This window comes from Bacillus sp. ISL-75, assembly GCF_018613095.1.
This window is the reverse complement of the sequence record NZ_JAGGQX010000058.1, coordinates 14,417-27,005: the sequence shown is the minus strand read 5'-3', so window position 1 is coordinate 27,005 and position 12,589 is coordinate 14,417. Positions and strand designations below refer to the sequence as shown.

Genomic DNA, 12,589 nt, shown 5'->3' with positions numbered 1-12,589 from the left:
TCTGAAAATATTACCATAAATGCACTATTATACCAATCCTATGCCCGTTTGAAACCCTCTCCCAACACTTCTGCTGCATCCATAACGACCACAAACGCAGATGGGTCAAGGGCTTTGACCAATTGTTTCAATTTTGTGAACTCCGTTTGGTCGACAACGCACATCAGAACTGGCCTTTCATGGTCCGTAAAACCACCATATGCTGATAGTTTTGTCACACCACGGTCAATTTTATTCAAAATACCTGCACGAACTTCGTCTTGTTTACTTGTAATGATCATCGCCATTTTTGATCTTCCAAAGCCAACCTGAACAAGGTCAATCGTTTTGCTAGTCACATAAAGGGCTATCAATGCATACAATCCCTTCTCGATATCAAACACAATGGCAGCAGTGAGCACGATTAATCCATCGATTATGACGACACAACGGCCCAGGGTAAAACCTGTATATTTATTAATAATCTGCGCGGCGAGGTCGGTCCCGCCAGTGGATGCCTTTCCCCTAAAAACAATCCCCAGACCGAGCCCTACGCCAATTCCCCCAAACAAAGCCCCGAGTAGAGCATCATTGGTCCATGGCTCTAAATTTTTGGTAAAAAAAACAATGAACGGTAAAAAAATCGTTCCCACTAGCGTTTTGACGCCAAATTGCTTCCCTAAAAACACAATACCAGCAATGAACAAGGGTATATTAAATGCCCACTGTACATAGGCTGGTTCCCACCCCAGCACCGTTTTTAGAATCGTACTGATGCCGCTAACTCCGCCAGAAGCCACTTGGTTCGGGAGTAAGAAAACGTTAAATGTCAGACCAATAATCGCCGCTCCAATCAGAACAAATAGATAATCTATCGCCATTCTCATTTTTGGATAGGTTAGTGTAAGATGACTTAAAATATTCATAAATCTATTCTCCTCAAAAAATTGATTCTTCAGTAATAATTTCTATCAACCGAAGTGAGTATAGCACGGGCAAATTTTGGTGTAAATGGCATTAAGTTGACGTGTTAAAGGGTTAAAATTTTTATTAGCAATTGCCAATAACGGGGTTTTGATAAGGAATTTATGATTGAATGCGCTGTCATTTGTTTTGCTAAAATATTATCAATAAATGTTATAATATGTTGAAAAGGAGGTGTACCCGTTGGAGCAGTTGTTACGACAAATGATGGAACAAATGAATCAACAGTTTGATAAAATTGATCATCGCTTTACCGCAATTGATAAGCGATTTGATGCCATGGATGACCGATTTGATAAAATTGAACTTAGACTTGATTCTATGGATGATCGGTTTGATGCTATGGATCAGCGGTTTAATGCTATGGATCAGCGGTTTGATTCCATGGATAATGAATTCATTGGTGTGAAACAACGGTTAGATAAAGTAGAAGCAAGTATTCACTCACTCGAGGATACGGTTAAAAATAATGCCACGGAATTTAGGAGTTATTTCAGACACATCGATAACAAATTGGAACATCATGATAAAATGTTTGAAATGCTTTCTGCAGAAGTGTAAATTCAAAATTTTAGGTAAATCCACTTAAACCACAAAGTAACGATCACACAACCTTCACCATGATCGGCAAATACATCCCAAAAAATAAGCCTTTGCCGAATGGGTCAGCAAAGGCTTATTACATTTATTTCAAATCCTTGTTTAAAAAATTCCCATGTTACGAAATCCTCGACCTTAGATACGCATCAATAAACTGATCCAAATCCCCGTCCATCACAGCTTGAACATTTCCGCTCTCGGCACTGGTCCGGTGGTCTTTCACCATCGAATACGGATGGAAGACGTAAGAACGGATTTGACTTCCCCAGCCGATCTCCTTCTGTTCGCCACGAATTTCCAGAAGCTCTTGTTCTTGTCGCTCAATTTCCAATTGATATAACTTAGATTTCAGCATTTTCATTGCCGCATCACGGTTTTTAATCTGTGAGCGCTCTGATTGGCAAGTGACGACAACATTCGTTGGCAGGTGGGTAATCCGGACGGCGGAATCCGTGGTGTTGATATGCTGTCCACCCGCTCCAGTCGCACGATACGTATCAATTTTTAAATCTTCTGTCCGAACTTCGATTTGAATGTCATCATTTAACTCAGGCATCACTTCACAGGAGACGAACGAAGTATGGCGACGGCCTGAGGAATCAAATGGAGAAATCCTTACCAGACGGTGAACCCCTTTTTCCGCCTTCAGGTAGCCATAGGCATTATGACCTTTGATCGCAAGCGTAACACTCTTAATCCCTGCTTCATCCCCAGGCAAGTAATCGAGTGTCTCGACCTTAAAGCCCTTTTTCTCAGCCCAACGGGTATACATCCTGAGCAGCATCGAGCCCCAGTCCTGTGATTCTGTTCCGCCAGCACCTGGGTGAAGCTCCAAAATCGCATTATTTTTATCATACTCCTCACTCAAGAGAAGCTGCAGTTCAAATTGACTCAAGCGCTCTGTAAGCTGCCCAAGCTCATCTTCCAACTCGGTCCGCAATTCTTCATCATTTTCTTCTTTAACAAGCTCATAAGTTAATTCCAAATTTTCAAAGCTCTCATTAAGCTTGTAAAATTCATGGACCTGGTCCTTCAATCCGTTTGCTTCACTAATGACGGTCTGAGCTGCTTGCTGATCATTCCAAAAGTCAGGATGCAGCATCTCATCATCTAGCTCAGCAATTCTCGCTTCCTTATTTTCAAGGTCAAAGAGACCCCCTAAAGTCCGCTAATTTCTTAGCTGTTCTTTCAAGTTCATTACGAATTTCTGCTAATTCCATTTTCTTCACCTCTATAAAAATTAAAAATATGACCTGTATTGTATTTTATACCGAAAATCAATTGTCAGTTCCTTAACCATTATAGCGTGATAACCGTATAAAATTCAAAGTTTGGTCTTAAAAAAGCACAAACCTTTTGTTAAGGAATGATCGACAAATCTTTATTTGGATCATCCAAGACATAAAATATCATTTCAATCAAATTTCATTAGTATTTTTATATTTCTGCCTGTCAAAAATGGTACTATTAAATTAAGTGGAAAGTGGATGAAATCCACTTTATTTCAACTATTTTATACATAATTCACCTTTTAACATGAATGAACATACTACATCATGCAATTAGTGCGCTGGATAAATAAATAGGGTAATCAAAGGAGCGGAATAAGTTGGAGAAAATAAACCGGAATGGTCCTTGTCCATGCGGAAGTGGGAAAAAGTATAAAAAGTGCTGCGGGGCTAATGAAGCCGTATCGATTACCGATATGATTGATAGTGAAATCGACGTCCTGCAAAAGCATATTCTCCATTATGCTTACTATCACTTCGGGCCAGAAATACAAGAGGATTTCGAAGTCCTTGAAGAAATGATTGAAATCGATAATGAACAGGAACGAGAATTTTATGAGTTGATTCATGCCATTTGGTTTACTCTTTTTGAAGGATTAGATGATGGGGAAACCATTATCGAGAAGTTTATTGCGGCTGAGATTGGGAAAATTAAACGGCCTAAATTAAGAAAGATTTTACAAACATGGGCGGAAGCTCGAACGATTGCTGGAAAAATCCTGGCTGTTGAAAATAATAGAGTAACGGTGGAGGACGGCTTTACCTCTGAAGAATTTGAAGCAATCATTGCAAATGTACCTATCACGTTTGAAGAAGGTTCCTTCTTCGTAGGAATCTTAGTTCCCTATGACCAAAATTATGTCTTCTTTCCATCTCCCTTTGATTTACCAGACCTAAAACCTGAAGATGCTTTTTCATACATTGAGGTTAGCAGTATCGAAGCAGATTACGACTCACCCCAGGAATACTTGACTGACTTTTTCCTGGAGGTCTTGACTGAACTTCCGGTGGTCGGCAATTTTTTGGAAATCGATGAAATGGATTGGCCGGCACCAATCTATAAAGAGGTCGCCGATATCTTTAAGCAAAAGCTGGAATCTCTTGATGTACCGACATCCATAGTCGACACGGGGGTTATTCTTTGGCTGAGTTTTTGCCAGAAAAGGCAAAAGCGAATCCAAAATCCGAATCTGTATGTTGCCGCCCTCCATTATTTACTGTCAACGATTGCACCGTTAGAAAAAGCGTATACTCAAAAGGAGCTCGCCAAGCTGTATAGTGTTTCTACTGGATCTGTTTCCTCCATATTCACGGAGTTGGAAACGGTATTACATCCGGAAATTGCCGAGTTGATTGGAATGGTTTATGGGTTAGATGAAGCGCCCCTACTGTCGCCATTTGAAAAGGCACCTGTTATTGATTTCCCAAGAAAAAGCGCGCCCGCAGCTGAAGAATCAAGGAAAACAGAAGCGATGCGGGATTCATCTGTTCAAACACTGACACTTGTCGATACTTCATCAAAAAAAACTAAAAGCCCGGTTCGTAAAGTTTCAAAGCGGGATGAAGAGCGGGCTAGAAATTTAATTTACGACGCCTATCAATCGGACGGCCAGCAGCGTTATAAACTGGCTGAAGAAGCAGTAAAGCTAAATCCAAATTGTTCGGATGCCTATGTCATCCTTGCTGAAAAAACAAAAAGTCTCGAAGAAGCCATCTTGCTCTATGAAAAAGGCATCCAGGCGGGGGAACGAGAACTTGGTAAAGCGTTTTTCAAGGAGAACAAAGGGCACTTCTGGGGGTTAATTGAAACAAGACCCTTCATGCGTGCGAAACTACATTACGCAGAGGCCTTGTCTCTGATCGGAAAAATAAACGAGGCCATCCTCCAATATGAAGAATTGCTGGAACTAAATCCAATGGATAACCAAGGCGTTCGTTACTCATTGTTTGTAGCCTACCTAGATGCGGGAGACACAAAGAAAGCTAGTGACTTGCTCTACCAATATGAAGAGGAGTCAGCCCAAGATTCATACAATAAATTGTTGCTTGAGATTCATGAAAGAGGCTTCACTGCGAAAGCCGCCAAATTACTAAAGGAAGCAAAGAAGGAAAATAAGTATGTGATTAACTACCTCATAGGCAAAAAACGCCTGCCTGCTTATCCACCAGACTATTACGGCTTTGGTGATGAAAATGAAGCGATTGTCTATTGTGATATGCATTTGCATTTGTGGACGAGGATTGATGGGTTGGTTGAGTGGTTGAAAGGTAAATAATTCAGTATATCTGATGTGTTTTTGCGAAGTTCCATCAACATCATGATTGATAAGTAATTAATAACCGATTTTAAAGCCCTTGGCAGCTCTTTTGGGAGTTACCAAGGGCTTTTTTTATTGGGCTGAAAACCATCCCTTATTTCCGAACGTTTTCCGTTAACAGGAAGAGACTATATTATTTAGGATTTGAAAGCAAGAGGAATGGCTTTAAATCTGAAAAAAATGTTTAAAAACACCAATAACAAAGCGATCTATTAAAAAAAGCCTATTTTTCGTAATAAATATTTTTATAACTCAAGGAGAAGCTCATAAAAATGACATTTGGTGTAAAATTACACTACAATACTCGGACAATTATGATTTATTTAATGACTTATACCCTCAATGGGCGAATTTTTGACCTTTATGGGCGAATCCTTGAGTTTTATGAGCGAATATTGAGCTTTTGTGGGCGAATCTGGTGTTTCAATGGGCGAATTTAAGAAGCAGTAATACTTAATATTTTCCTTATTACTCCCATTACATATTGTTCCATAAAGATTCACAAGATCAAAGAAAATACTAAATGATCTGGAGATATAATTGGAAACAGGAGGCTATTTGAAGGGAAGGCTGTTTAATGAAAGATTTTCTCGATTAAATATTTTACGACACTATTAGATTCAAAGGACTCTGCGATTATTGTTAATAAACACTATCCATTTAAGGATGATTATCAAGATAAACGAATATTAACGAATGCTGTTGATCATATTTTTATTGGCGAGTTAATAAGGGAAGTTGGGATTAAAGAATATACAAGAAATCCCAATACCCAATTTTTAGTGCGGATTACGCAAAATATAAAAGGTGCGCTGCTCGGGGACATAACGGTCAATCAAGAGGGAGACTATTATAGGAGAAAGGGGAACTATATCTCCTTACTTACGAAAAATCTCCTCTGTTAAAAAAGGATCTAATGTATCTATTCTTCCTAACCTCAACAAACAATGGGAATTTTGAAATGATGCCGCGATATGTCAGCATGCTTCTAGATAATGAAGATGAAAAGTTAAAACAGATTGATGCAGTTAGAAAAGTGATGAAGGAAAATTGAGTTTTAGAAAAAAGCTTTAAACGCAAAAACGAGAGGGGGTGCTCCCCTCTCGTTTTTGCGTTCATTAATTTAAGGTGTATGAGCAGCACTCACGACTTTTTCTTCAGCAGGATTTCCCGTCTGCAGCAGGTCGAGCATGCTTGGAACAAACCATGAACCTCAGCGATTTCTCTATTTTGCACCATAATAGTAATAGTGGTCATTTTTTTGGATGACTTTATTGTTTAAAACCACTCCTAGTAGTTTGCCTTGTGCATTCACGAGTAATTCTTTCGCCCTTTTTGCTGGTTCCATCCCCGTTTTGCCACTTGAAACAACAAGTATAGACCCATCACACTGATTTGCAATAACTTGGGCATCTGTTACCGCCAATAGAGGAGGGGAATCGAAAAAGATATAATCGAATTCTGCCCTTGCTTCCTGAATAAACTGTGTCATATTTTTAGAGCTTAATAATTCCGACGGATTCGGAGGTATTGGTCCGCTAGTAATGATAAATAAATTTTTCTCATTTGTGGCCGTAACTGCTTTTTCAATAGTTATTTGTCTTGTTAATAAAGAAGTAAATCCATATAGATTACTAACTCCAAAGGTATGGTGGACAGTTGGTTTTCTAAGGTCAGCATCTACAAGTAAAACTTTTAATCCAAGTTGAGCAAAAGCAACAGCAAGGTTTGCGGTTGTCGTTGACTTCCCTTCACCAGGTCCTGAGGATGTTACCAAAATTGTTTTTAATTCTTGATCAATTGAAGAATATTGTATATTGGTACGTATAGTCCTGTACTGCTCGGAAATAGGCGACTTTGAGTCAATTGCGGTAATGAGATTTCTACTATTATTAAATTTTTGTTTCTTTCTTCTTTTAAAATTAAACACCAAAGGTCTCTCCTCTTCGCTTAGATTTCCTTAATTCTACGCGCGTTTTTTTCTCTACAATGCTATGGTAATCCATCAGTGCAATAACACCGATTAGAGGAAGCCCTAGTATTCTCTCAATATCTTGCTCGTTTTTAAATGTTGTATTGAAGTACTCTATTAGGAATGCACAACCAACACCTGCTATTAGACCCACTACACATGCAATTGCAATATTTAATAAAGGTTTGGGCTTAATTGGTGATGGAATTTTTTCAAAGTTTGCTTTCGCTAAAATACTTATATTGTCAACATTCATAATTTTAATAATTTCACTTTTGAACACGTTTACCGCTTCGTTGGCTATTAGTGCTGCTACTTTTGGGTCTTTATCCTGGACAGATATTGTTACCACCTGAGAGTTCTTTTCGTTCATTACTGTAATTTTTCCAATTAATTCTGCAGTTGTTATATCCAAATTTAATTCATCTACTACCTTATTTAAAATAGCTGGACTCTTAATGATCACGTTGTATGTATTAATTAACTGGAGGTTTGTTTGCACTTCGTTGTAATTGTAAAGTGTTTGCTCATTTCTAGATTGATTTACAAGAATTTGTGTAGAAGCTTGGTACGTAGGATTTATGACAAAGTAACTGATTATCCCACTAATAATCATTGCTATAAATGCTACAGAAAGTATTAACTCTAATCGTTTTGTAATTGTACCTAATAGTTCTTTCAGACCTATATTTTCTTCCATTTTGTGCCCCCAAAATATTAATAAAGCCAATGACATCTTATCATAGCTCGTTTCAATTATTAGGGATTTGTCTAATAGTTCGGAAATTCGTCAAATATTATATCTATAAAACTATTTTTATCAAATCGATTCAGCATCTAAATTATAATTTTTGTTTAATTACCAATTTTTTTCACAGTAGATACATACATTCATAAGCATTCCCAGACCTCATTATTGTTATCTTAAAAAAGTTTTACAATTTATCTACATCATTATTTTCACCTATTGATATAGCTTGCGACTCAATTTAAAACTTCCCATTTTGATTGACATTTTTATTACTCCTTTCTCTATTTCTACTTTAAAAAATTCATTTTCCTGACCATCAAAGTCCCCCTTTCATCTTCCTTCTTATAAAAAAAGAAAGAGACCTATTTTTGAATAGATCTGCAGTTTACAAGCTGTTAATTAAATAAACATCCATATATGAAGAATATCTAGGTTCTAAATTAAGAACTCGATAACACAAATGGGTAAAATTGGGCATAAGAAAGGCCTATTTAACAATAAAAAAATCGAGAGGAAAGTCCTCCCGATTTTAATGATTATGGTACAAGCCCTTTCTTTGGTGCATGGGCAGCGTCTAAAGCTCTTTCGACGTCATTTGTGCCTCTGCCATGACAGTAAGAGCAGGTCTTATTTGGATAGAGCTTATGTTCGTTACGCTCTGGATCGTACTTTTTGCCTGTAACCCAATAAATAGCTGTTGTGCCATTATGACATGCTTTACAGAACACTATCTCTTTATCATCTGATAATACTTTAACCTCTCGGTCCTTGCCATCATTTGTCACATTAACAATTTTAATATCTGTATCTTCAGCCTTAAAGGACTGTATATTCTCGTGCCCCAATTTTTCTTTTAATTGTTTTATATTGTCAGACCCATGTGTATCATGACACTCTGCACATGGAATGTGCCCGGCAAGAGGGCTTCCATCTTGTGCCTTAATAATATGACCGGAAAATTGCTTCTCAGCCATAGATATCTCCCTATTAGAGTAGGATAATCCAGAATTGTTTGTTTCAAATTCTTCCTTGGTTTCTTCCGTCAAATTAGTGTAAAAGCTTGCGATATCAGCAATTCCATTATATTTATTTTTGGTATTCAAATTATGGCATCGAAGACATAGATCATAATCTTCATAGATTCCGATTGCACTTATATTTTTTTTATATTGGAAGACGCGATACTCTATTTCAACGTCAGGTTGGGCAACTAGTTCACTAAGACCCGATTCATGGCAGGACTCACATAGTTGTTCTTTGCTGCTTACTTTTCCGACGGGCTTGTTGTCCTTTTGAATATCAGTAGCATGCGTATAAACAATATGATCCTGTGCTAAATTAGGATTACCCTCTGACCGCTCTATATGTGGATTGTGACAGCTTGAACAGGAACTGCCGCTCGGTTTCCCGGAAATATCAATTGCCGCAGAATGCTTGTGCGTGGCTTGGCTATTTTCAGGCTTAGGTGCAACTGTTCCGTCATGACAGGCCATGCAATAGTTATCAACAGATAAATCATTATTAGCACTTCCACTATTTTTCTTCTGATCTAATAAATTAGGATTACTTGCTTCATGAGTACTATGGCAATTGACACATACATTCACATTATTTGCATATACTGCATGCGGACTTTCTCGGTGAATATTTTCTCCGTTATAAGCTATTCCATAAAGCTGCTGTCCACTCTCTTCATCTTTAATTGGTGGTGCACTTTCCGTCGTAAATGACCAAAACCGAGGAAATGCGCTGTTACCAGCAGAATCAATAACTCCTAACGGGCTAATAAAAACATTATATTTTGTACTCCTTAATAAGGGTCTCACTGATGGAATATATGAAATTTCTTTTGTGTCCTCGTCATATTGGACATCACCTGGAACATCTTTACCATTACTGGTAACTATAATACTTTTGTCAATTTCTGTTTCCTTTAATGCATTTGCATCGGAAACCTTGAATTTTATTTCCGTACTTATTGAAACCTGCGTCATATCCTCTGTGTAAGTAGGAACAATGCTGTTCATTAAAATATTTGGACGTAATGTATCTAATGTAAAAGTAATACGTTGCAGTGTTCCCTCATTCCCTGCACGGTCTATCGCTCTTGCAGAAACGGTTTGAGTGCCTTCTGCCATCTGCGGATTAGTATAAATCCATTTCCCATTACTATCTTTGGGGACGGTTACCCATGTTCCAGTAGTCGAGTCACAGCTACCCATACAAATTTGCACAGTTGAATCCGGTTCAGTAGCTAACTCAATAGAACGAGATTTGGAAAAAGCACCCTCAACTAAGTTCACAAATGTAATGTCGGGCGGTGTAAGATCAATTGTAAGATTATTTATAGTCGTGGAGGCAACAGTCACCCCTTCAGCGTCTACAAGATTAGCGTCTATATTATGTGTACCTTCTGGTAAAACAACATCCAGAATACTCCAGCTATTGTCAATAACATCTGTGGTTGTACCTATTTGCTCCGAGCCTTTAAAAAGACTGATTGACATCCCTAAGGTAAAATTTTCAACTGTACCCGAAATGGTTACACTACCTGTGTTTAAATAAGCACCTGATTCAGGTACTGCTATCGTTACCTTTGGTTCGGTTCCAGTCCCTTCTGCTTTTACAACGGATATTTCCGATATTTGATAGGATCCAAATATTTGAATACATAAAACAAGTAAGACTAGTACGAGCAACTTTGTTTTATGCAGGAGTCCTCTTTTTCTCATTTAGCACCCCTCGTTTCTACTATTTATGCAGTGGCAAAATGCTGTTCTATATTTATTTTATTCCTAATTATATGAAGGTACTAGTGGAAGGGGCTATTATTCAATAAATATTCATATATTGATTGTAAAAATACAGATTAATGACAAAGGTATTTCCGAGGATTTCAATCTTTTAAAAGTATATTTGTAAAGTATGAAAATTGACAATTCAGTGACTAAAATAGTAAAATAATCGTAATTAAATAAGGTGCTACGCTAAAGCATAACACCTTATTATTCCAGTCATATCATATTGAGCTAATAATTAGTTGCAGCTAATTGTTAGCTTATTTTATTAATTGCCTGTAGGCATTCCAACTGGGTGATCAGCATTACGCTCTGTGTTCTTAATAGTTTCAGCGTGAGAGCTGTTATGACAAGCCCAACATACTGACATATTAGTGAACTTCTTAAGAGCTGAAGAAGCGTTGTTGTCTTGCATGTAACCTAAAGCTCCTGCCTCATTACCTTCGTATTGTCCACCAGTTGCAGTTAAGTCAGCAATTGTACGTCCAAGAGAATCCTTCATGATATATGCGTCAGTACCGTGACTGTAGTGGCAGCGTACGCAAGTGTAGCTGTCACTGTTAGTGCTGTGACGGTATGCTTCTGTTGCAGTACCAAAGTGAGATTTCTTGCCATCAGAGCTAGCTTGTAGGTAGTCAGTGTGACAAGCCGCACAGAATTTAGACATTTGAACACCGACGTTTGTAACAGTTTTATCTGTATCAGTTCCTACTTTGTAGCCAAGGTCTTTTAATTGTTGTTCAGTTTTACCTCCAAATTGAGCAAGAGGAGCACCTGCAAAATAAGCACTTTGTACAACGTCGAATCCGTTTTTAGCCATTTTAACAACTACAGGACGAGCAAGGAAACCTTTACCTGCAGTTTTTAGTGCATCAGCACCTGCAGTAGAAGTAGAATATGCTTCAGCATGGTCGTAAGAGAAATAAACACCAGATGTTGAACCGTAAGCAGCGATGGTATCATCTGATTTAACTAAACGTGACCAGTAAGTTAGACCATTTGTACGGTTGTCATAACCATATAACCATGGAGATGTAGATTTTGTATAAGTAGAAGCACCTTTGTTATATTGAGCTACAGTTACTTTTTTATGACCATTAGCATCAGCTACAGCATCTTCTGTACGTAATAATACTACAGCAGGAGCAGCAGCATCAACAGCTGGTAGAGCATCTACTACTGGAACGTTTTCTAATTGCATACCACCTTGAGAAGCTGGCATTGCACCAATTCCGTTTGGATTGTATTGTAATAAACGATCAGAGTAAGATCCGTGTGGAGCATGACAGCTAGCACAGTTGAAGCTTTCTCCCCACATAGTTCCTTTTGTCTTATCAGCATCACCTAATGGGTTCCCACCAGGAGCTGCATTAATCTTCACAGTGTCGTTAGCCATGTGCATAGAAGATCCGTGAGAACCACCGAAAGTACCTGCACCAGTTGTTTTAGCGCTGGTAGCAGTTAGTGAGCCATCAGAGAATACGTTGTAGAAACCTAAAGTACCATCATGACATGCAGTACATGTTTGATAAACACCATCAGCAAATAGTAATTGATCGCCTTTTGCAGTATGTGTTTGGTGACAGCTTGCACAAGAGTTTGTGTTGTTTTGGTAAGAAGTGTGTGTATTGTGACCAGCTAAATTTTTTCTTACAGTACTAGCTGTAGTACCGTCATTTGTATCAACACCATTTGCAGTGTCGTTTGCGTTTTCTAGACTTGTTCCTTTTGTTCCAGGATTCATTTTTGCGTTGTGATTCCCAGGATTATTGTTTGCATCGGATGCCGCAGATGCTGCTGCTGCAAACATGAAAACCATCATGATTGAAAGCAGAAAACCTAAACTAAACTTTCTCATTCTTGAAACCTCCCAAATAAATCTCTCTTTTTTTGATATT

8 protein-coding genes are annotated in these 12,589 nt (G+C 38.2%); 2 read left to right on the top strand and 6 right to left on the bottom strand.

Annotation, left to right across the window (positions count from 1 at the left end; all coding sequences use genetic code 11):
• Positions 1-38: 38 nt before the first annotated feature.
• The gene (locus J7E63_RS22215) at positions 39-905 is read right to left on the bottom strand and encodes a YitT family protein (RefSeq protein WP_215016593.1); all 867 of its coding nucleotides are present in this window, start codon (positions 903-905) and stop codon (positions 39-41) included.
• A gap of 241 nt (positions 906-1,146) precedes the next feature.
• On the opposite strand from J7E63_RS22215, the gene J7E63_RS22210 reads away from it, so the two are divergent.
• On the top strand, positions 1,147-1,524 hold the full coding sequence (locus J7E63_RS22210; protein ID WP_215016591.1) for a hypothetical protein: 378 nt from the start codon (positions 1,147-1,149) through the stop codon (positions 1,522-1,524).
• A 157-nt stretch (positions 1,525-1,681) separates the two neighbouring features.
• Here the strand turns inward: J7E63_RS22210 and prfB are convergent.
• Positions 1,682-2,783, bottom strand: a protein-coding gene (prfB, locus tag J7E63_RS22205) for a peptide chain release factor 2 (protein ID WP_215016589.1) whose coding sequence is annotated in 2 segments (ribosomal slippage) — positions 1,682-2,710 and positions 2,712-2,783 — 1,101 coding nt in all. Because the reading frame shifts where the segments join, the coding sequence is not laid out codon by codon here.
• Between the two features lie 389 nt (positions 2,784-3,172).
• Between prfB and J7E63_RS22200 the strand changes: the two genes are divergently transcribed.
• A complete protein-coding gene (locus J7E63_RS22200; protein WP_215016587.1) occupies positions 3,173-5,128 on the top strand; it encodes an SEC-C metal-binding domain-containing protein in 1,956 nt (651 codons plus the stop codon).
• Between the two features lie 1,267 nt (positions 5,129-6,395).
• On the opposite strand, the gene J7E63_RS22195 is transcribed toward J7E63_RS22200, so the two are convergent.
• The 4 genes from J7E63_RS22195 to J7E63_RS22180 form a co-directional block, all read right to left on the bottom strand.
• A complete protein-coding gene (locus J7E63_RS22195) occupies positions 6,396-7,100 on the bottom strand; it encodes a CpsD/CapB family tyrosine-protein kinase (RefSeq protein WP_215016585.1) in 705 nt (234 codons plus the stop codon).
• Complete coding sequence (locus tag J7E63_RS22190; protein WP_215016583.1) at positions 7,093-7,842, bottom strand: YveK family protein; 750 nt, start codon at positions 7,840-7,842, stop codon at positions 7,093-7,095. The genes J7E63_RS22195 and J7E63_RS22190 overlap by 8 nt, the downstream gene beginning before the upstream one ends.
• A 587-nt stretch (positions 7,843-8,429) precedes the next feature.
• Complete coding sequence (locus tag J7E63_RS22185; protein WP_215016581.1) at positions 8,430-10,625, bottom strand: Ig-like domain-containing protein; 2,196 nt, start codon at positions 10,623-10,625, stop codon at positions 8,430-8,432.
• Between the two features lie 334 nt (positions 10,626-10,959).
• Complete coding sequence (locus tag J7E63_RS22180; RefSeq protein WP_215016579.1) at positions 10,960-12,549, bottom strand: cytochrome c3 family protein; 1,590 nt, start codon at positions 12,547-12,549, stop codon at positions 10,960-10,962.
• Positions 12,550-12,589: the final 40 nt, after the last annotated feature.